The sequence below is a fragment of the Flavobacterium degerlachei genome (genome assembly GCF_900106645.1).
GTDB lineage: Bacteria > Bacteroidota > Bacteroidia > Flavobacteriales > Flavobacteriaceae > Flavobacterium > Flavobacterium degerlachei.
Window position 1 is genome coordinate 388147 of record NZ_FNMV01000001.1, and the last position, 21360, is coordinate 409506.

Sequence of the window (21360 nt, forward strand, 5' to 3'; positions counted from 1 at the left end):
TAAATTATTTTTTGATTTCAATAATGCTAATCGCATAACCTCCACCTGGAGCAGATAACTGTGATAATTTAGATTTGCTAGTTACCGTCATTTTGCGAATAACATACGCTTGAGGATTTGTTTTGTAATGAGCATCTTTTGCATCAGCATAAATAGTTGCCTCATATTTTTTTCCTTTTTCCAAGAAATCAAATTTAATGTTCGAGGTACGTGGAGTTTCTCCATTTACATTCCCTAAAAACCAGTTGTTTGTTCCTTTTGCTTTTCTAGCAACAGTAATGTATTGTCCCGGTTCAGCCTCGATGTATTTACTCACTGTCCAGTCAATAGCAACATCTTTAATAAACTGGAACGCATCTAAAAAGCGATTGTAGTTTTCAGGTAAGTCGGCTGCCATTTGCAACGGGCTATACATCGTTACGTATAATGCTAATTGATTAGCAATTGTACTGTTTACATGCGAATGATTGTCAGGATTCAATTTTGATAGATCCATTTCAAAAATTCCCGGAGTATAATCCATCGGTCCACCAATTAATCTGGTAAAAGGAAGTACTGTTACGTGATTTGGTTTTGAACCTCCAAATGATTGATATTCCGTTCCTCTAGCTGATTCGTTTCCAATTAAATTTGGGTACGTTCTAGATATTCCAGTTGGGCGCACCGCCTCGTGTGCATTGACCATAACTTTATAATCAGCTGCTTTTTCAATTGCATATTGATAGTGATTGACAGTCCATTGGCTATAATGATTTTCGCCTTTAGGTAAAATGTCACCTACATAACCACTTTTTACAGCATCATATCCATTGTCTTTCATAAACTGATATGCTGTGTCCATATGGCGCTCGTAGTTACGAACTGACCCCGAAGTCTCGTGGTGCATGATCATTTTTACTCCTTTTGACTTGGCATACTCATGAATTGCTTTTACATCAAAATCTGGATATGGAGTTACAAAATCAAAAACATAATCTTTGGCATGACCAAACCAATCTTCCCAACCTTGATTCCAACCTTCAACTAAAACACCATCAAAACCATTTGCAGCAGCAAAATCAATGTATTTTTTTACATTGGCATTGTTTGCACCATGAGTTCCGTTTGGTTTTGCTTTTGAATAATCAGTAATACCTAGTTGTATTGATGGAAATTCATTAGTATATGACCAAGAGCTTTTTCCTGTAATCATTTCCCACCAAACTCCAATATATTTAACAGGCTTGATCCATGAAGTATCTTCAATTTTAGAAGGCTCGTTTAAATTCAATGTCATTTTTGAAGCTAGAATGTCAGTAGCATCATCACTTACCATAATCGTACGCCATGGGGTTTGTTGCGGAGCTTGCATATTTCCTTTGTCGCCATTCGCGTTTGGAGTCAACCAAGATTCAAATACCATGTTTTTGTCATCTAGGTTCAGGTGCATGCAAGAATAATTAATTAGTGCCGCCTCATGTAGATTGATATACAAACCATCACTAGTTTTCATCATCAAAGAAGTCTGAACCCCTGTAGGAGAAAAAGAAGTCTGTGACACGTTGTCCGTTTTAGCTTTTTCGGTTAATCCTCTAATTTCAGATAATTTTGAGGTTGTATAATCGTATTCTTGTGTGTCATAATCTCCCGGAATCCAAAAAGCAGTATGATCTCCGGCCATTGCAAATTGCGTTCTTTCCTCTTTGATTATAAAATAAGTTAGGTTCTTTTGAGTAGGAAATTCGTAACGAAAACCAAGACCATCATCAAACAGACGGAAACGAATCACCAATTGTCTATCAGTTTCGTTTTGGTTAAGAGTAATCGCCAATTCATTATAATGATTGCGAATTTGATCTTCTTCACCCCAAACTGGTTTCCAAGTTTCATCAAAAGTGCTTGTTTGGGTGTCTTTTATCGTGAAATTATTTAACAATGAATTTTTGTCAAATAACAATTTTTTTTCAGATGCATTTGTACTAAAGGTCAAATCATACAACATTGTCTTTTTGTCGCTTTTTAGTTCAAGACCAAGTTTACTAGGTTTTATGACAGCTTTACCTTTGTAGTTCAAAGTATAACTTGGAGTTCCGTCAGCTAATAATGAAAATTCCATTGTGAATTTTTCATTGGGTGATTTTAACTGTTGTGCAGCTGCATAATTAAATAGTGCTAGCCACAATAAAGAGGTGATAATAAAATGCTTCATTTTTAAAATAGAATTTAATAATTAATTTCAGTTTTGATAATAGAATGTGGTGATCATGATTATCGCATATTTTACTTTTTGCGAAATCGATTTTTGTCGAAATTCTAAAAGTCTCATCTGAATTTAGAATTTCGTGGAGGTAAATATAAACCCTTTATGTGTTGCATATTTTTACCATTATAAAAAAGTAGATTTAAATATAGTGATAAATATTTAAATCATTGTTTAATAGTGGTTTGAATGTTTTTTTTAATAAAAAAAAGTGGTGGTTTTGTGGACTAAAAATAGTGGGTTCTTACTGGATTAGTCCTAAACCAATTCATTTTATGTCCTTTCCTATCGCCATCACATTTGATTCAAAGGCATCACGTGGACCTACAGCTTTGTTCTTGATTTGGGATCTGTAATTGTAAATTGTCGATACAGAATAGCGAAGGAAAACAGATATTTTGGCGCTATCTTTTATGCCTAAACGGATCAATGCAAAGATGCGAAGTTCAGTATTAAGCAATTCGCCTTCCTTTAATTGAATGGCATCTTCATCAACTAATAGGGCTGCAAATTCTTCGATAAAGGTGGGAAACAGTTGTAAAAAAGTTTGGTCAAAATTAGTGTAGAATTCTTTCAGCTCATTTTCGATAAACTGTTTTGACTTAACAGCAGTCACCAAATCATTCATTTTTCCAGTTGTTACCATTACATTTAGTTTGCGTCGGTATCCCTCAAGTTTTCCTATATAATCCGAACATTGATCCATATAACGCCCAATATATATTTCTTTTAGTAGGTTGGCTTCAGTCAACGTGAAATTAGCTTCGTTTAACTTCTCGTTAAAAAAAGAGAGTTCTTTATTCAATTCAGAAAGCTGAATATTGGCCAAATAGATGTCTTGTTTCGCTCTATTCAATTTCTTCATTTGTTTGAAAAGCATAAATAATATGACCAATAAAACAAGCGAGAGCAGACTGGCGCTGACTAGAAAAAGCACTATTTGAAAGCGGTTTGTTTCATTTTGCTGTTGGTAGGCTTCATTGATGATGGGCATCATCTTCGAAATTTCATAGGTTCTTAAACGGGCATTACAAAAAAGTGCATCTTCAAGAGATCGTTTCATGTATTTGTACGCTCGGTCTATGTCGCCATCTTCATACATCATAAAAGCGAGTGATCGAAGCGAAATGTATTCTTTTTTGGCCAATTGTAAGTCGGAGATAGCTGATATTGTCAACCATTTTTTTTCCTGTTCATGGTCCTTTTTTCCATGATAGGATTGTGAAATCAAATAAGCTACAACTGCTTGTTCTGGATTATCATTAGATATATTAGGGAAATAATCAAGCAATAAATCTAACGATTCCTCATGTTTTTTGTCCCCAAGGAGTTTGCTGGCTTGGTCAATAAATTTTAAGTTAGATTGGGATGGATAAGACTGCATGGTGGAGTCCCGATACTGTCTAGTCAATAAATCGTATTTCTTTTGTTCCTGAAGTGAGGCTGCATAATCAGACATAGAGCCATAAATAGTAGTATTGACACGGTAAAAATAACTGTATAGATCAGCCGAAGATTTGATGTCAATTTTATGGAGAACATCAGTGGCTTCTTTATACATTCCTAATGTTCCCATTATGGAAGCTAGATTTAATTTGGCCGAATTGATTTTTGTAATATCCTTTAAAACAGTGGCTATTTGAAGATTTTTTCTGGCATACCCTAAAGCGGAATCCGACTGATAGAGTTTGTACTCATCGAATAAGTTTTGACCAATTTCATATTTTTGAAGATCGCTAGAAGATTGTTTCAGCAAAACTTTCAGTTGTTTTATTTTATCCTCTTTGCGATTGGAATAAATCTGGTAATTATCAACTGTTGTATCCAACTCATTCAACAAAGTGTCAAAATCATTTTGCGCCATAAGTAGTACAGGAAAGAGCAATACAACAACAAAATTCAAAAGTCGATTCATTCAAATGGGATTAAATTGGGGTAAAAATAATTAAAATAACCTATTGCAGCGGGAGTATTTATTTTTTTACCACATAGAGATATAAATAAGGTTGTTTTTGAGAAGACGTTTTACTTTTTTAAAGAAAACATAGCTTTTGGAGCTTAATGAAAACAGCAATTCCTATTTATGAAAGCATTCGAAAAAAAAGATCTCTTTGCAACTATGCTATGTGACAAGTAAAATTTCTATCTAATTCTTTTTAAAGACAAATAATTCTATGGCTCTATGTAGTAAAAGAGATTCAGAAGTCAAAAGCTTCCCCAATAAATAACCTGTAAAAATCTGTGAAATCAGCGGTAAAAAAAAATAACCGCAGAGTAGAATGATTCGCGCAGATTTCTTTCAGTAGTTTAGTCAAAAAAATAATCTGCGAAAATCTGTGGAATTAGCGGTGAAAATATTTTACAGTTTGCTATGTGACAAGTAAAACTTCTATCTAACTCTTTTTAAAGACAATTAACTCTATGTCTCTATGTAGTAAAAGAGATTCAGAAGTCAAAAGCTTTTCCGATAAATTATCTACGATAATCTTTGAAATCAGCGGCTAAAACACACTATTGTTAAATAACAGCAGTGCTCAAAGTATCAATTTTCACAGCTATTGTTTATTATGAAGGGATAAATTCCATAAGTCGCTGACAAATGATTAAATTTGTGACTTATTCAAAGTTATGTTAGAAAAAGAAACAATAAATTTCGAAAAAACGGCCATTGTCGGTATTGTAACCCAAAACCAAAGCGAAGAGAAATTAAAAGAATATCTCGACGAATTGGAGTTTTTGACTTACACAGCAGGTGGAGAAGTGGTAAAACGTTTTTCACAAAAGATGGAGCGTCCTAATCCCAAAACTTTCGTTGGAACCGGAAAAATTGATGAAATTCATTCGTATGTAAAAGAGAATGGAATTTCAACATTGATTTTTGATGATGAATTGACTCCTTCACAACAAAAAAATATTGCCAAAATAATTGAGGAATGTAAGATTCTAGATAGAACTCACCTTATCCTTGACATTTTTGCACAACGTGCCGAAACTTCTTATGCAAGAACACAGGTAGAACTGGCGCAGTGCCAATATTTGCTGCCTAGACTTTCTGGAATGTGGACTCACCTTGAGCGTCAAAAAGGGGGAATTGGAATGCGTGGACCTGGGGAAACCGAGATTGAAACAGACAGACGTATTGTTCGCGACAGGATAGCGTTATTAAAAGATAAAATTAAAGCCATTGACAAGCAAATGGGCACGCAACGCGGGAATCGTGGCGCCATGGTTCGTGTTGCTTTGGTTGGTTATACTAATGTTGGAAAATCGACATTGATGAATGCCGTAGGGAAAAGTGACGTTTTTGTCGAAAACAAACTTTTTGCGACTTTGGACACCACCGTTCGAAAAGTAGTCATCAAAAACCTCCCTTTCTTGCTTTCTGACACCGTAGGTTTCATCAGGAAACTGCCAACACAACTAGTCGATTCTTTCAAAAGTACGCTTGATGAGGTTCGTGAAGCTGATTTGTTGTTGCACGTGGTTGATATTTCACATCCTGAATTTGAAGATCATATCGCATCTGTAAACCAGACTTTATTAGACATCAAAGCTAATGATAAGCCGGTAATAATGGTTTTCAATAAGATTGATTCTTTCAAACATTTGACCATTGATGAAGATGATCTTATGACCGAAAAAACACCAAGACACTTCACGCTTGAAGAGTGGAAATCTACATGGATGAGTCGTGTAGGAGAAGAAAATGCTTTGTTTATTTCGGCAACCAACAGAGAGAATTTCGAGGAATTCAGAGAGCGTGTATATGAAGCGGTAAGACATATTCACATTACCCGTTTTCCTTACAATAAGTTTCTATACCCAGACTATAAAGACGCTGTGGAGAAAGAAGACAAAGACGAGCAAGAAGAGGAAACAATTGATTAATTCATAGTTTCCCAAAAACATAAAATACCCCAATCCCTTTTGAATTTTCATTAGGGATTTTTTTTGGGCATGCCCCAGCTTCCACTACGTTACAGCTGCGTCAGGCTGTACGCTGCAATCTCCCGAAGAAAAATCTGGAGGATTTCCGCTGCCATCCTTCATGCGAAGCTACAGTAGTAATTGCTAGTGCGCTTCTTTTGATGTGTTGTAAGATATAAAAACATTTGAATAAAAAAACGGTGAAAAGTAGGACGCCATTGCACATATATACAGTTTTATAACGATAATATTTGCACTACTCGAGAAACAAAACTACTTTTGATAATATCAAATGATAGTATCGATGAAACCACCGTATGAGATTACACCAAATATTTTAAAACTAATTAGCGCTATTTCTGAAAAACTTGGAGAAGTTAACGCAAACTTTTTAAACAGACAATCTCCACAACTTAGAAAACAAAATATAATAAAAACAATTCATTCTTCTTTGCAAATTGAGGGCAATACATTAACAGAAGAACAGATTACTGCGTTAATTGAAAACAAAAGAGTTATCGGGCCTGAAAAAGACGTTTTGGAGGTTTTGAATGCAATTAAAGTGTATGAAAGCCTAAAAGAATTTAACTTTTCATCTGATAAGAGTTTTTTGAAAGCACATTCGGAATTGATGGCCGGTTTAATAGAAAACGCAGGGAAATATAGAAGAAAAGGAGTAGGAATAGTTAAAGGAACTAAAGTCGAGCATGTTGCTCCGCCTTATGAAAATGTTCCATATTTAATGAATGACTTATTTGAATATCTTAAGAATTCAGATGAATTGGTTCTTATAAAAAGTTGTGTCTTTCATTATGAAATGGAGTTTATTCATCCATTTCTAGACGGAAATGGTAGGATGGGTAGATTATGGCAAACTTTAATTTTAATGTCAGAATACCCAGTATTCGAGTTTTTACCTTTTGAAACACTCATTAGTAAAACTCAGAATGAATATTACAAGTCATTGGCTATGAGTGACAAATCAGGAGAATTAACTTTTTTTATTGAGTACATGCTTGGGGTGATTAATGAATCCCTAAGTTCTTTACTCTCTTATAATAACAGAGTTTTAAAAGATATTGATAGATTAGACTATTTTTTAAATCTTGGTTTAAACGAATTCACAAGAAAGGATTATATGAACATTTTTAAAGATTTGTCATCGGCAACAGCAAGTAGAGACTTAAAAAAAGGAATGCAACTAAATTTATTTAAAAGTGAAGGCAGTCTTAATAAAACTAAATATATTGTAAGTAAAAACTAGGGTTCGCAATGCCGGATTATTAAAAGATAATCTTCATGAGATTGCTTCGGCAGTTCGCTATCGCTATAATCCCATCTGGAGCTCGTCTGCGACGAGTACCTACTTAAATTTAAAGATAAAACGTAGCGTTTGCAACGAGGTTAACTACATATAATGCCGCAACAAAATAGCTACAATAAATAGAAAAACTATGATAGAGGTTTATGTAAATGGATTAGTAAAAAAAGTCACAGGAATCAAAGATATAATTGGATTCGAAAAGGAAGATATTATTTACATCAAATTAATTGGCAATGAAGAAAAAAAATTAAATGAAATCGCTGAAAAATGGAATATAAATTTAGAACCATTTCAAAATAGAGAAGATATTGAAATTAGTTCTCATTATATAGATGTTTCCAACCAACTTACCTTAAACCTATCTATTCCTATTAATATCTCAGAGGGAACAACCAAAGAGGAGAGTATTCATATCGTCATTAAGGAAAATATACTTTTTCTATTTTTATCCGAAAACATGAACAAAACACTAAACCAGTTGATTAATTTAAGATATGACATTGAAAACCTAAAATTAGAAACACATTTAGACTTTTTAGCTTTCCAGATCGGAATCTTATCTGATTATTTTGCAGACATTGTAGAATTAAACTCGAACAAAATCCGAGACACATACTATAAGGCAATGAGCTTTACAAAAGTATCTGATGATATTTTAGACATACTTACAAAGTACAATTTTAATAATTTTATACTAAGAGATTCAGTTTCGGAATTTCAAAGAGTAATTTTATTGCTAAGAAAGAAGTACTCAGGAAACAAAATTATTAATGAAAAATTAGAGATAGAAATAAACGATTTAAATGTAGTTTCGGAGCATATTCAATATAACTTTGAGAGAGTAAATGACTTGAAAACAAACATAAATAGTAAAATTGAATTAGAGCAAAACAAAATCTTCAAGACTTTGACAATTATTACAGTTTGTGTATCAATTCCATCATTAATAGCTGGGATTTATGGGATGAATTTTAAAAACATGCCTGAATTGAATTATTACTACAGCTATCCAATTGTAGTAGTTGTAATTATTTTAAGTTGTTTGGTACCTCTAATCTATTTTAAAAGAAACAAATGGTTTTGAGAAATAGTAAAGCTAATAATGTATAAAACCTGTATTGACAGCAAAAGATGGCAGTGTCATTTACAAGAAACCGCTTGGTATCATTGCTCGCAAATTGAGGTAAAATGAATCTTTCTAAGCATTTCCATTTGGTTAATAATAATGTTAGCGAGGGTAAAGTTTTTGTATCATCGAATATAGTAAAAGTCTATTTGTAATTAACTTTCGAGTGGTTCAAGACTATTTTCAAAAATCAATCCTGCTTTGTACATTCCTTTTAAAACGGGATGTATTTCTTGTCCCATTTTTGTTAAGCTATATTCGACCCTAAGCGGAACTTCAGGAAATACAGTCCTGTTAATTAAACTATCCTGCTCTAACTCTTTAAGTTGTTTTGTCATCATACGCTCACTAATATCAGGTATTAGTTTTACTAATTCACCATATCTTTTATTCCCTTGAAAGAGGTGCAAAATAATGGTGCCTTTTCTTTTTCCTTTTATAGAATTTATAAATGTATCAATAGGACAATAACTTTTTTTCATCTTTTTTGGGTTGGGAACGCAGTAAATACACAAAATAGCACAAAATGTTCGTAATGGAATATTTTGTAAGCTATTGTTTATCAGTATATTTTAGTCGAAATTTGATGTAAAAGTAATCAAATCATATAAAATAGCAACAATGAATAGTAAATCAACATACAAGGCCTTTAGAGTAGAAGAAAAAGACGGAAAATACATTTCGACAATAAAAGAAATGCCATTTGAATCTTTGTCCAAAGGAGAATTATTAATCAAAGTACACTATAGTTCATTAAACTACAAAGATGCTTTATCAGCTAGCGGTAATAAAGGGGTAACGAGAAATTATCCGCATACACCAGGTATTGATGCTGTTGGAACAATTGTTTCATCTGAATCAGGTAAATTTAAAGTAGAGGATACTGTTATTGTAACCAGCTACGATTTAGGAATGAATACAAATGGAGGTTTTGGTCAATACATCAAAGTTCCTGAAGACTGGGCTGTTAAATTACCGGAAAAGCTATCTATGAAAGAAGCTATGATAATAGGAACAGCTGGATTGACAGCTGGTATGTCAGTATTAAGACTTACTGAAACAGTTAAACCTGAAGATGGAGTGATAGTTGTCTCAGGTGCTACTGGAGGTGTAGGGTCTTTAAGTGTCGCTATTTTAAGTAAGCTTGGATATAAAGTGTCAGCAATAACAGGGAAAGAAACTGAAATTGAATTTTTAAAGAAACTAGGAGCAGACAACATTATTATGCGTACAGACTTTGAGGAAATGGATAAAAAGCCACTTTTAAAACCAGCTTTTGCTGGAGCTATTGACACTGTAGGAGGAGTAATTCTTGAAAACATTATTAAATCCGTAAGTCCAATGGGAGTTGTTACTTGTTGTGGTAATGTAGCGTCTCCAAAACTTGATTTAACGGTGTTTCCTTTCATATTAAGAGGAATTAGCCTTATAGGTATAGACTCTCAAAATTACCCAATGAAATACAGAGAGATAGTCTGGAGTAAATTAGCAAATGAATGGAAAATGGATAATTTAAATGAAACATGTACTGAAATAAGTTTAAATGAATTAGACGAAAAAATAGATTTAATGCTTAAAGGAAAATTGAAAGGAAGAACAGTGGTGAAAATGGAGATGTAAAACCATACTTACTTCGATTTTTCTTTTGGAAATAGGATATATTGACTGAATAAAACCGAAAATAAAAAGCCCTTTTGATGAATTTCAAAAGGGCTTTTTATATACTTATTTTTGTTGGTTTCTAGAAACCATAATTCACTCCAATTCCAAAAACTTCACTTACCTGAACGGCTTGTATAGAGTTGTCATCGTATATTGTTCGTAAAGCCACGTTAGCCGAAAGGTATTTGTTGATTTTCATAACCAAATTCATTTGGTAATCGATATCTACATTTTGCGGATTGTCCAAATAGTTGGAATACAAATTCAAACGGTTCTCAATCGAGACATTTGCCATCACGTTAAACTTGTAATTAGCCGAAATACTGGCTCCAAACTCAAAACGAGAACTGTCACCCTGCAATACACCAAACGACGGTCCAAATTCAGTGAAATGGTCGTGAACAAGGATCAGTTTTGCGGTAGCGGGAGAAAAGTTGACACTTAAATTATTGCTTTTTTTCCATAACATTCCAGGTCCAAATTGAGTATAGGCAGGTGAGAAAAAGTGCGAGATTTTTAAGTCGTCTTTATCATAACCTGAATCCATTTGAGTTTTAAAATTGAAGAACAACGAATAGTACCAATCGCCTTTTGCTTTTTTACCCCAAAGTGAATTTAATTCCAATCGGTCGTCAGTTTTGGCAATTTGATTATCTCCTTTAATTTTGGTCAACCCATAAGCGGCGATAAGTTTGTTATCCCAAACAACATCTCCTTTTTTATAATTGAAATCATAATTCAAGTTAAAGTTTCCAGCAATGTTTGAGGTTCCGCCACCAAGCCACTGCTTGTTATAAGCAGATTGGTTAAAAAGTAAGGAGATATTCCCTTTTTTTGTCCAAAGTTTTGTGGTGTCTTTTGAGACTTCCTGAGCATTTACAGTTACTAAAGCCAAAAGGAATACGAAAGAAAGTAGTATTTTTTTCATGTTCTTGTATATTAAGGAATTTATTTTTTCGCCTTGTACAAGGGAACTGCTGAACAAGCTTCGCCATACATTATGCTTCTAGCAAAGGGTTGCAAATTGCTTGCTGCCAAAACATATGCACGCATGGGTACTGGTTTTCTAGAACAGCCTTTTATAATAATCGCTTTATTGGCATAGACAGAATAGTCAATTTTAGCTAGTAATTCCTCATAAAGGGAGGCGTCTAAATCTTCGATGTTTCCGTTAACCACTTTCTTCGCAAATGGAGCCACTTGAATGGTGACCAAAATGCTAGCCCAGGCTGGAACTATTGCATCCGTACTGCAATTGATAGCCACAAATTGATCTTGGTATTGTGTCCAGTCATGATTTTTAAGATGTTCCCTAAAGTCTTTTTCTTTCAACAAAAAACCTTCCAAAAGCCATTGCGAAATATCTATTTGCGCACGAACACCCTTTGGATAGTAATCTTCAAGATCGAATACTTCCAGAGCACTGGTGGCTACTTTATTTATAATTTCTTCCATGTTTCTCGTTTATAGTTTAAAAGTTTAAGGTTTAAAGTTAGTTAGACAACTTTAAACCATTAAACTTTAAACAATTTTTAAAGCATTCCCAATTCTAACTTCGCTTCCTCGCTCATTAGATCTTTACTCCATGGTGGATCAAAAGTGATTTCTACTTCAGCATCTTTTATGTGCTCAATTGATCTCACTTTTTCTTCTACTTCTCTTGGCAAACTTTCCGCTACCGGACAGTTAGGAGAAGTTAAAGTCATCAGGATTTTCACCTCGTAATCTGTGTTGACCATAACGTCATATATCAATCCTAATTCGTATATATCAACAGGGATTTCAGGATCATAAATTGTTTTTAATTTTTTTACAATTGCTTCCCCTAAATCATTAGTGTCTATTTCTTGTGTCATTTTTATTTTAGTTTTATTCTGTTATTGTATTTTTAAACATATAAGTCATGTAAGTTTTTAGTGTACTTATATGTTAAAACTAATTCTTTGCATTGAATGCCAAAGCATACATTTTAATGTTTTTTATCATCGATACCAATCCGTTTGCACGTGTTGGTGATAAATGCTCTTTCAGTCCTATTTCATCAATAAAATTCATGTCAGCTTCAAGGATATCTGTAGCGCTTTGATTGGAGAAAGTCCGAATCAAAATGGCGATAATACCTTTGGTTAATATCGCATCGCTATCGGCGGTAAAGACTATTTTGTCTTCGCTTTGTTCGCCTTGCAACCAGACTTTCGATTGGCAACCTTTAATCAGCTTATCTTCTGTTTTGAATTCTTCTTGTATTAAAGGTAAATTCTTCCCTAATTCGATGATGTATTCATAACGTTCCATCCAGTCATCAAACATGGAGAATTCGTCTACGATTTCTTCTTGTATGTCTTTAATTTTCATTATTTTGTTTTGCAAATGATGTTATTTTATTTACGAATTTCTTAATTTTTTTTGGTGGAAAACCGTTATCAAAACTAGTAGTTTCGTATGCTTTGTCTTTATAGGTGATTTTTAAATTGGCAATTGCCGCTCCGTCATAAAATCGCTTTTCTGTAGGTGCTTTTAATTTTGCCAAACTATCCAACTCTACTGTTTGGAAACAATTCACCAATTCTTTCCAGTCGGCATCTGAAATTTTTGTGGGAACAGTTTTCTCTTTTCCACTGCGGTCTGAAGAAATTGTAACCATTTGTTTCTCGACCGTTATTTTTTGATAAAATCCCCTCGAATTGGCCACATATTCAATTACAGCTGTTTCGATGTCCTGTTTTTGTTGATCGTCGCAACTTTTTCCCAGAAAAAGGGTTAAGAACAATAAGGATAGTATTTTCATATTTTAGGTATTAGGATAACATTGTTTTTGCTCTCTTAATGGCTTCTACCATCGCATCAATTTCCTCTTTGGTATTGTAAAAAGAGAACGAGGCTCTTATAGTTCCTGGAATCTTGAAGTAATTCATGATTGGTTGTGCACAATGGTGCCCAGTTCGTACCGCTATCCCTAATTTGTCAATAATAGTGCCAATATCATAAGGATGAATTCCCTCAATATTAAACGAAATTACAGATGTTTTTGTTGCTGCCGTGCCATATATTTTCAAACCTTCAATTTCAAGTAAGCGTTGTGTTCCATATTCCAACAATTCTAGTTCTTGTTTCTGAATATTTTCAAAACCAATAGAATTCATATAGTCAACTGCTGCTCCTAGAACGATTCCTCCAGCAATATTAGGCGTTCCAGCTTCAAACTTATGAGGTAATTCAGCATAAGTAGTTTTTTCGAAAGTTACTTCTTTGATCATTTCGCCACCACCTTGATAAGGAGGTAATTTATTTAACCATGCTTCTTTTCCGTATAGAATTCCAATTCCTGTAGGTCCACACATTTTGTGTCCAGAAAAAACATAAAAATCACAATCAAGTGCTTGAACATCAGGTTTAACATGCGGAACGGCTTGAGCACCATCAATTAAAACTGCAGCACCAAACTCATGTGCTTTGTCAATCATGTATTTAATGGGATTGACTGTTCCAAGTGCATTTGAAATATGGTTTACGGTTACGATTTTTGTTTTATCCGATAGTAATTTGTCAAACGCTTCCATAATCAATTCGCCATTGTCATTCATAGGAATCACTTTTAGCGTAGCACCCGTTTTCTCGCATAGCATTTGCCAAGGCACAATATTACTGTGATGTTCTAATGAAGAAACTAAAACTTCATCGCCTGGTTTTAAAATTGAAGCAAAACCATTTGCGACTAAATTAATTCCAAAAGTGGTTCCTGAAGTAAAAAGCACTTCATGCGTAAATTCAGCGTTGATGTGATCCTGAATCTTCCCACGGGAAAGTTCATAGGCATCAGTTGCCAATTGGCTCAAAGTGTGAACACCACGATGAATGTTAGCATTAATTTCTTGGTAATATTTTGAAATCGCATCAATAACGACTTGTGGTTTTTGTGAAGTAGCTCCATTGTCGAAATAAACCAATGGTTTTCCGTTTACTTTCTGGGTTAGAATGGGGAAATCAGCTCTAATTTTATTTATATCTAACATTTTAGCTACGTGTTTTTATAGTTTTTTATTGGTCAGATAGTACGCCAATAATCGACATTTTTTAAACAATCCAAGTTGTAATTGGGGCTTGTTTATTTAGAATTTTTCTAAATACAAAAGTAAGAAAAACTAAATTGTTTTAGGCATTAATTCACCAATTTACTTGTGTTAATTTCGCTTTTTTATGAAATGAAATCAATGAATTATTAATTTAAAAATAATTATATTGCATTGTTTTACAATTAACTACTATGAAATGCGCATAGTTAAAACTCGAGATGAAAACCGATGGAGATATTCGAATTCCATAGTCTGATAAAAAACAAATAGTAACTAGGTATGAAAAAATTCTTTAAACTTCTGGGATTAGCTGTATTTATCTTAATTTTTTATTTAGGATTCACCACCTGTCCAAAACTTGATTTGATTTCTGGCTTTTCGGCTAAAAGTGTCGCTTCCGGTCATTTTATTGATAATCGTTCACAAGAAATGATTGAAAAAGGGGACAATGATATCGATATGATTGACTTGGCTACCAACACTATTTTCGAAAAGGGAAGTTTTGCAACGGCATCAGTATATGGCTTGAAGGAACGAAAAGCGATTTATCGAAAAGGCTTGGGTGTAACTTTGGTTGACAGTGATTTTGACGAGACAAAACCCTATGAAGTTCCTAATAGAACAATCGTGAAGAGTAATTTGACGTTTCCTTATGGGAATAATGAGCCAATGGATACTGTTTTTAGTAACGTTGATTATGGCAAATTAAATTCGGCTGTAGCCAATGCATTTGATATTAATGGACAAAAGGTTAAAAGGACGCGTTCTTTATTAGTGATTTATAAAGACAAAATCATTGCCGAAAAATACGATACGGGATTCAATAAAGACAGTAAAATTCTGGGATGGTCGATGACCAAAAGTATTACTGCTACAATTTTTGGAATCCTAGAAAAACAAGGGAAATATGATATTAACAGACCGGCACCAATACCAGAATGGAAAAACGACGAGCGCAAAATCATTACCACAAATGATTTGCTACACATGAATTCTGGTTTAGCTTGGGAGGAAAATTACAGTACAATTTGCGATGCAACGCAAATGCTTTTTCAGGCAGAGAATATGGGAAAAGTGCAACTAGAAAAAGAAGCGGCTTTTAAACCAAATACACATTGGAACTACTCATCAGGAACTACTAATTTGCTGTCTTATATTTTAAGAAATCAGTTTAAGACGCATCAAGAATATTTAGATTTTTGGTATTCTGCTTTGATAGATAAAATAGGAATGAACTCTATGGTTTTAGAAACAGATATGGCGGGTAATTATGTAGGCTCTTCTTATGGTTGGGCTACGACAAGGGATTGGGCAAAATTTGGTTTGCTTTATTTGCACGAAGGGAATTGGAATGGCGAGCAGCTATTTAATAAGAGCTGGGCTAAATATGTGGCAACGCCAACAAATGGTTCAAATGGGGATTATGGGGGACATTTTTGGTTGAATGCCGGTGGAAGATATCCTGATGTGCCAAAGGATTTGTACTCGGCTAATGGTTTTCAAGGACAAAAAGTATTTATTATTCCGTCGCACGATTTAGTTATTGTGAGAATGGGTTTAACAGAAGATGCTAAGTTTGATGTAAACGGAATGTTGAAAGGGATTCTTGGGAGTTTTAAGAAGTAAGTTATGATAGATGAAAAGTATCCGTTAATTGAGGCTTTAAAGAAGTATAAAGCAAACTTTAATAAATCGCAATTTATTAGTTTACCAACTAATACTAATTTTGGGAATTTAAATATCATTTGGATGCAAATTGTTGTTAGAACCGAAAGTTGCAATAGTGAAATTATAAATATATATGATGATTTTTATAATTCGAAAAAGGAATTAGTGCTAAATGGAACTGTTGATGTAAGTCTTGAAATAGGTTATAAAGAAATAATGAAAATTGAACAGCTTTTTTATTGGTTAAGAAAGACGTCGGATGAATTAATATCTTTAATTTTTATATTGAGTTATTTTAAAGAAAATACTAGATACCCGCTAAAAATTAAAGTGAGTTCAATTGGCGAGTTTCTTAATAAGGAAAAATGTTTTGATGGAGGATTTGATAAGTTTAAAAGTATTTTACTAACATTAAATGAAATTTCTAATGGTTATAAACATTCCTTTATTAATTCTCAGCTTAATTCTTATAGTGGTTCTGTGCATCCAGTTGTTTTTGCATATTTAATGAAATATAATGATTCAAAGAATTCTGCAGAATTTCGTTCGATTGATTTAAAAGTATTTCTAAAGGAGTATGATGATTTTTTAAAATTCACTAAAAAGTATATTGAGTTAATGTATGTAAATGAATAATATTTTTTAGCCGCGATAGAAGTGAAAATCTTTTTTAAGGTTTTTACCGAAAAAAGATTGTAGCGGATAGCGGGAAATAGCTTCAAAAAAATAACCCTTTCAGAGTTTTGAACTTTGAAAGGGTTAAATGTTTTAAGTCCTTAATTATTACAAATCAAAACCTATTTTCACGCCTAATTTGTTAGCGATGATTTTGGTAATTCTTTGTTTTAATTCAGGTATTTTGATGTTTTCGATAACTGCATTCGAGAACGCATACATCAATAACGCTTTTGCTTCTTTTTTAGGAATTCCACGTGCTTGCATATAGAACATTGCCGTTTCGTCTAATTGTCCGATGGTACAACCATGAGAACATTTTACGTCATCAGCAAAAATTTCTAATTGCGGTTTTGCATTTATTGTAGCTTTGTCACTCAATAAAATGTTATTGCTTTTTTGGAATGCATTCGTTTTTTGCGCTTCTCTCTCTACATACACTTTTCCGTTGAAAACACCTGTAGAACGATCAGAATAGATTCCTTTGTAGTCCTGAAAGCTTTCGCAATTTGGAGTGGAATGTTTCACTAATGTGTAGTGATCTACGTGCTGTTTCTCACCAATAATCGTGATTCCGTTTAAGGTACTTGTCAATCTTTCGCCAAAGTGATAGAAATTCAAGTTGTTTCTCGTTAAGTTTCCTCCAAAAGAGAAGGTATGAACAGCTACATGACTTTCTTGTTTTTGGGAAACATAAGTGTTGTCTATAAGATTAGCAGTGAGGTTGTCATTTTGAATTTTGTAGAAATCTACAATCGCACGTTTTTGTGCAAAAATCTCTGTAACCGAATTGGTTAAAACAGGATTATCATTCAAACTCTGGTGACGCTCGATAATTTGTACATGAGAATTCTCACCTACAATCACCAAGTTTCTTGGTTGTGTCATCAAAGCAGCTTCGTTTCCAGTAGAGAAATACATGATTTCAATAGGTTTGTCAGCGACTTTACTTTTTGGGATGTTGATGTATGCTCCTTCAATAGCGAAAGCCGTATTCAACGAAGTCAAGCTATCGTCTTTATTGGCAATCTGGTTGAAGTAAGTATCAATAATCATTTTGTACTTTGGTTTCGTCAATGCCGACGCCATTAAGCAAACATCAATCCCTTCATGCGTTGTTGATGATAAATGAGAACTGAAAACACCATCAATAAACACTACTTTGTAGGTGTCTACTTCGTGTAAAAAATATTTTTTTACATCAGAATACTGAATGTTACTATCTGTTTTTGGAAAAACGGTAAAGTCATTTTTTAGAATGGCGTTTAGCGAAGTGTATTTCCAAGCTTCATCTTTTTTGGTTGGGAAACCTTTATTTTCAAAGTTTTTTATGGCTGAAGTTCTCACATCATGAAGTTCAGAGTGAACATCGATGCGCTCTTCAAAAGCCATAAAAGACGATACTAATTTTTCTTTTAAATCCATTTTTATAGTTTTTGTTTAAAGTTTAAGGTTTAAAAGCTTAAAGTTATTTTGAGGTAACTTTAAACTATAGACTTTAAACAAATTTTATACTTCTTGTTCTTGTTTGATCCAGTCGTATCCTCTTTCTTCAAGCTCTAAAGCTAAAGAAGCGTCTCCAGATTTTACAATTTTACCGTTAAGTAAAACATGAACGAAATCAGGAACGATATAATCTAATAAACGTTGGTAGTGCGTAATTACTACAATTGCGTTTTTGTCGCTTTTTAATTTATTAACTCCGTTAGCTACGATACGTAATGCATCAATATCTAATCCAGAATCAGTTTCATCAAGAATAGCCAATTTTGGTTCTAACATCGCCATTTGAAAAATTTCGTTACGTTTTTTCTCTCCACCAGAAAATCCTTCATTTAATGAACGAGATAAAAACTTACGGTCGATTTCTAATAATTCTGATTTCTCACGAATCACTTTTAGCATTTCATTAGCAGGCATTTCTTCCTTACCGTTTGCTTTGCGAGTTTCGTTGATGGCTGTTCTAATGAAGTTTGTTACTGAAACTCCAGGAATTTCAACTGGATATTGAAACGACAAGAATACACCCTTATGTGCTCTTTCTTCTGGAGCTAAATCAGAAAGGTCTTCACCATCTAATTCGATTTCTCCTTCAGTCACTTCGTAAGTTTCGTTTCCTGCAATGATTGAAGCAAGTGTACTTTTTCCGGCACCGTTAGGTCCCATTATTGCGTGAATTTCTCCTGCTTTTACTTCAAGATTAATTCCTTTTAATATTTCTTTGCCATCGATTGAGGCATGTAAATTTTTTATGCTTAACATCTGTTTTCGTTGTTTAAAGTTTAAAGTTTAAAGTTCTCGTGTTTACTGAAACTTCGTGCCTTTAAAATCTTTCTTGTTTAAATATGATATAAAATTATTTATTTTCCCGCTTAAATTTTCGAAGTCAGTTTTTAAAAATTCAAACTTTTCTACGTTAATATAATTGTAATCTAGTGCTCTGTATAATTGAGACCTTGTTTCTCCAGCGGATCCTTTTGCAATAGACAAAAATTGTCTAAATTCTAAATTTCCATTTCTTTCAAATCCTTCGGCAATATTATCCATTACTGAACCAGATGATGCTTTTATTTGATCTCTAAATCTAAAATCATTTTTTAAATCTGTTTCTGCAGAAATAATATGAATCTCCTTAGCTAGTCGTCTGGCTTCTTTCCAGATCTCTAAATCTTCAAATTTTGTAATTGTAGCCATAAAATTTGTTTAAAGTTTTCTAGTTTAAAATTACTCAACTATTACGTATCCACAACTTTAAACCTTAAGCTTTAAACTTTTTTTATCCTACCGATCCTTCTAACGAAATTTCTAATAATTTTTGTGCTTCTACTGCAAATTCCATTGGCAACTTGTTCAAAACTTCTTTACTGAAACCGTTAACGATTAAAGCAATTGCTTTTTCAGTTGGAATTCCACGTTGGTTACAATAGAAAACTTGGTCTTCACCAATTTTACTTGTCGTAGCCTCATGTTCCACTTTAGCTGTTGGATTTTTACTTTCGATGTAAGGGAAAGTATGCGCTCCACAATTGTTCCCCATTAATAAGGAATCACACTGTGAAAAATTACGAGCATTTTCAGCAGTTGCTCCAATTTTAACTAAACCACGGTAGCTATTCTGTGATTTTCCAGCAGAAATACCTTTGGAAATAATGGTCGACTTAGAGTTTTTCCCAATGTGGATCATTTTTGTTCCTGTATCGGCTTGTTGGAAATTATTCGTTACAGCGATAGAATAAAATTCTCCTACTGAATTATCTCCTTTTAAAATAACCGATGGATATTTCCAAGTTACTGCAGAACCAGTTTCTACCTGTGTCCAAGAAATTTTAGCGTTTTTCTCGCAGATTCCTCTTTTAGTCACAAAGTTGAAAACTCCACCTTTACCTTCTTTGTTTCCAGGGTACCAGTTTTGTACTGTTGAATATTTTATTTCGGCATCATCAAGTGCGATTAGCTCAACTACAGCAGCGTGTAATTGGTTTTCATCACGACTTGGGGCCGTGCAACCTTCTAGGTAACTTACATAACTACCTTCGTCAGCAACAAGTAATGTTCTTTCGAACTGTCCTGTTCCTGCTTGATTGATTCTAAAGTAGGTCGAAAGTTCCATTGGACAACGAACTCCTTTTGGAATATAACAAAAAGAACCATCAGAAAATACTGCAGAATTCAAAGCAGCATAAAAATTGTCTTTTTGTGGAACAACTGTTCCTAAATATTTACGAACTAATTCTGGATGCTCTTTAATAGCTTCAGAAATACTCATAAAGATAATTCCTTTTTCTCCTAATGTTTTCTTGAATGTTGTTGCTACTGAAACAGAGTCAACTACAATATCCATAGCGACATTATTCATCATTTTTTGTTCGTCAACAGAGATACCTAACTTTTTGTACATTTCTAAAAGTTCAGGATCTACGTCGTCTAATGTTTTATTAGGGTCAACCGCTTTTGGGGCTGAATAATAAGAGATAGCCTGAAAGTCAGGTTTTGTATAATGTACATTTGCCCATTCTGGTTCAGTCATTTCTTGCCAAGCACGAAATGCCTCAATGCGCCAGTCGGTCATCCATTGTGGTTCTTCTTTTCTGTGGGAAATGGCACGAACTATATCTTCGTTTAACCCAATAGGAAACGTATCCGATTCCAATTCGGTATAAAATCCGTACTCGTATTCTTTAGTTTCGAGTTCGATTTTTAAGTCGTCTTCTGTATATTTACTCATTCTTGTAAAGATTTAAAGATTTAAAGATTCAAAAATTGAATATTAAACTTTATTATTTGTGTCTAAATTTTAAAGAGAGAAACTCTCTCCACAACCACAGGTTCTGCTTGCATTAGGATTATTGAAAACAAATCCTTTTCCGTTTATCCCGCCTGAAAATTCCAGGATGGTTCCCGCTAAATAGAGAAAAGATTTTTTCTCTACAGCGATTGTTATGTCGTTGTCTATGAAAATCTTATCTTCTTCGTTTTTGGTTTTGTCAAATTTCAAATCATAAGACAAACCAGAGCATCCGCCACTTTTTACACCTACTCTTACATAGTCTGTAGCAGCGTCAAAACCGTCCTCTTTCATCAAATCGACGATTTTCTTTTTGGCAGTATCAGAAACCTTTATCATTGTTATATTGATTTTGTCTAAATTAACCACAAAGGTAGTGTA

The 21360-nt window shown here is 33.7% G+C and carries 20 protein-coding genes; 6 read left to right on the top strand and 14 right to left on the bottom strand.

Annotation, left to right across the window (positions count from 1 at the left end):
• Window positions 1–4: 4 nt before the first annotated feature.
• On the bottom strand, window positions 5–2188 hold the full coding sequence (locus BLV91_RS01655) for a glycoside hydrolase family 97 protein (protein WP_091428863.1): 2184 nt from the start codon (window positions 2186–2188) through the stop codon (window positions 5–7).
• A gap of 319 nt (window positions 2189–2507) precedes the next feature.
• Window positions 2508–4154 carry a DUF6377 domain-containing protein gene (locus BLV91_RS01660; protein WP_139262254.1) on the bottom strand — a complete coding sequence of 549 codons (1647 nt, stop codon included), beginning with the start codon at window positions 4152–4154 and terminating at the stop codon, window positions 2508–2510.
• A 713-nt stretch (window positions 4155–4867) separates the two neighbouring features.
• On the opposite strand from BLV91_RS01660, the gene hflX reads away from it, so the two are divergent.
• The 3 genes from hflX (at window position 4868) to BLV91_RS01675 (ending at window position 8574) form a co-directional block, all read left to right on the top strand.
• On the top strand, window positions 4868–6127 hold the full coding sequence (hflX, locus tag BLV91_RS01665) for a GTPase HflX (protein ID WP_091428865.1): 1260 nt from the start codon (window positions 4868–4870) through the stop codon (window positions 6125–6127).
• Between the two features lie 343 nt (window positions 6128–6470).
• Window positions 6471–7430: a Fic family protein gene (locus tag BLV91_RS01670; protein WP_091428867.1), complete on the top strand. Its 960-nt coding sequence runs from the start codon at window positions 6471–6473 to the stop codon at window positions 7428–7430.
• Between the two features lie 190 nt (window positions 7431–7620).
• Window positions 7621–8574 carry a CorA family divalent cation transporter gene (locus BLV91_RS01675; protein WP_091428868.1) on the top strand — a complete coding sequence of 318 codons (954 nt, stop codon included), beginning with the start codon at window positions 7621–7623 and terminating at the stop codon, window positions 8572–8574.
• A 197-nt stretch (window positions 8575–8771) separates the two neighbouring features.
• On the opposite strand, the gene BLV91_RS01680 is transcribed toward BLV91_RS01675, so the two are convergent.
• On the bottom strand, window positions 8772–9098 hold the full coding sequence (locus BLV91_RS01680; RefSeq protein WP_091428869.1) for a winged helix-turn-helix transcriptional regulator: 327 nt from the start codon (window positions 9096–9098) through the stop codon (window positions 8772–8774).
• Window positions 9099–9237: 139 nt separating this feature from the next.
• Between BLV91_RS01680 and BLV91_RS01685 the strand changes: the two genes are divergently transcribed.
• Window positions 9238–10236 carry a YhdH/YhfP family quinone oxidoreductase gene (locus tag BLV91_RS01685; protein WP_091428875.1) on the top strand — a complete coding sequence of 333 codons (999 nt, stop codon included), beginning with the start codon at window positions 9238–9240 and terminating at the stop codon, window positions 10234–10236.
• 121 nt (window positions 10237–10357) lie between these two features.
• Here the strand turns inward: BLV91_RS01685 and BLV91_RS01690 are convergent, their stop codons facing one another.
• The 6 genes from BLV91_RS01690 to BLV91_RS01715 all read right to left on the bottom strand — a co-directional run bounded on the left by BLV91_RS01690 (window position 10358) and on the right by BLV91_RS01715 (window position 14291).
• A complete protein-coding gene (locus BLV91_RS01690; RefSeq protein WP_091429122.1) occupies window positions 10358–11206 on the bottom strand; it encodes a DUF3078 domain-containing protein in 849 nt (282 codons plus the stop codon).
• A gap of 20 nt (window positions 11207–11226) precedes the next feature.
• Entirely contained in the window at window positions 11227–11733 is a 507-nt protein-coding gene (locus tag BLV91_RS01695) for a DUF2480 family protein (RefSeq protein ID WP_091428878.1), read from the bottom strand.
• A 77-nt stretch (window positions 11734–11810) separates the two neighbouring features.
• A complete protein-coding gene (locus tag BLV91_RS01700; RefSeq protein WP_091428881.1) occupies window positions 11811–12134 on the bottom strand; it encodes an SUF system Fe-S cluster assembly protein in 324 nt (107 codons plus the stop codon).
• A gap of 79 nt (window positions 12135–12213) precedes the next feature.
• Entirely contained in the window at window positions 12214–12633 is a 420-nt protein-coding gene (locus BLV91_RS01705; protein WP_091428887.1) for a SufE family protein, read from the bottom strand.
• Entirely contained in the window at window positions 12623–13066 is a 444-nt protein-coding gene (locus tag BLV91_RS01710; protein ID WP_091428888.1) for a hypothetical protein, read from the bottom strand. Before BLV91_RS01710 ends, BLV91_RS01705 begins: the two co-directional genes overlap by 11 nt.
• Window positions 13067–13076: 10 nt before the next feature.
• Entirely contained in the window at window positions 13077–14291 is a 1215-nt protein-coding gene (locus tag BLV91_RS01715; RefSeq protein WP_091428889.1) for an aminotransferase class V-fold PLP-dependent enzyme, read from the bottom strand.
• A 339-nt stretch (window positions 14292–14630) separates the two neighbouring features.
• Here BLV91_RS01715 and BLV91_RS01720 point away from each other — a divergent pair, with 339 nt between their 5' ends.
• A complete protein-coding gene (locus BLV91_RS01720) occupies window positions 14631–15977 on the top strand; it encodes a serine hydrolase domain-containing protein (protein WP_091428890.1) in 1347 nt (448 codons plus the stop codon).
• A gap of 3 nt (window positions 15978–15980) precedes the next feature.
• Window positions 15981–16655: a hypothetical protein gene (locus tag BLV91_RS01725; protein ID WP_091428891.1), complete on the top strand. Its 675-nt coding sequence runs from the start codon at window positions 15981–15983 to the stop codon at window positions 16653–16655.
• Window positions 16656–16802: 147 nt separating this feature from the next.
• Here the strand turns inward: BLV91_RS01725 and sufD are convergent, their stop codons facing one another.
• The 5 genes from sufD to BLV91_RS01750 all read right to left on the bottom strand — a co-directional run bounded on the left by sufD (window position 16803) and on the right by BLV91_RS01750 (window position 21318).
• Window positions 16803–18119, bottom strand: a complete 1317-nt coding sequence (sufD, locus tag BLV91_RS01730; protein WP_091428893.1) for a Fe-S cluster assembly protein SufD — start codon at window positions 18117–18119, stop codon at window positions 16803–16805.
• Between the two features lie 84 nt (window positions 18120–18203).
• Window positions 18204–18956 (bottom strand): Fe-S cluster assembly ATPase SufC, encoded by a 753-nt coding sequence (sufC, locus tag BLV91_RS01735; protein ID WP_091428894.1) that lies wholly within the window; start codon window positions 18954–18956, stop codon window positions 18204–18206.
• A gap of 42 nt (window positions 18957–18998) precedes the next feature.
• Window positions 18999–19388: a four helix bundle protein gene (locus BLV91_RS01740; protein WP_091428900.1), complete on the bottom strand. Its 390-nt coding sequence runs from the start codon at window positions 19386–19388 to the stop codon at window positions 18999–19001.
• A gap of 82 nt (window positions 19389–19470) precedes the next feature.
• Window positions 19471–20919, bottom strand: a complete 1449-nt coding sequence (gene sufB, locus BLV91_RS01745; protein ID WP_091428902.1) for a Fe-S cluster assembly protein SufB — start codon at window positions 20917–20919, stop codon at window positions 19471–19473.
• 69 nt (window positions 20920–20988) lie between these two features.
• Complete coding sequence (locus BLV91_RS01750) at window positions 20989–21318, bottom strand: HesB/IscA family protein (RefSeq protein WP_091429124.1); 330 nt, start codon at window positions 21316–21318, stop codon at window positions 20989–20991.
• Window positions 21319–21360 lie beyond the last annotated feature (42 nt).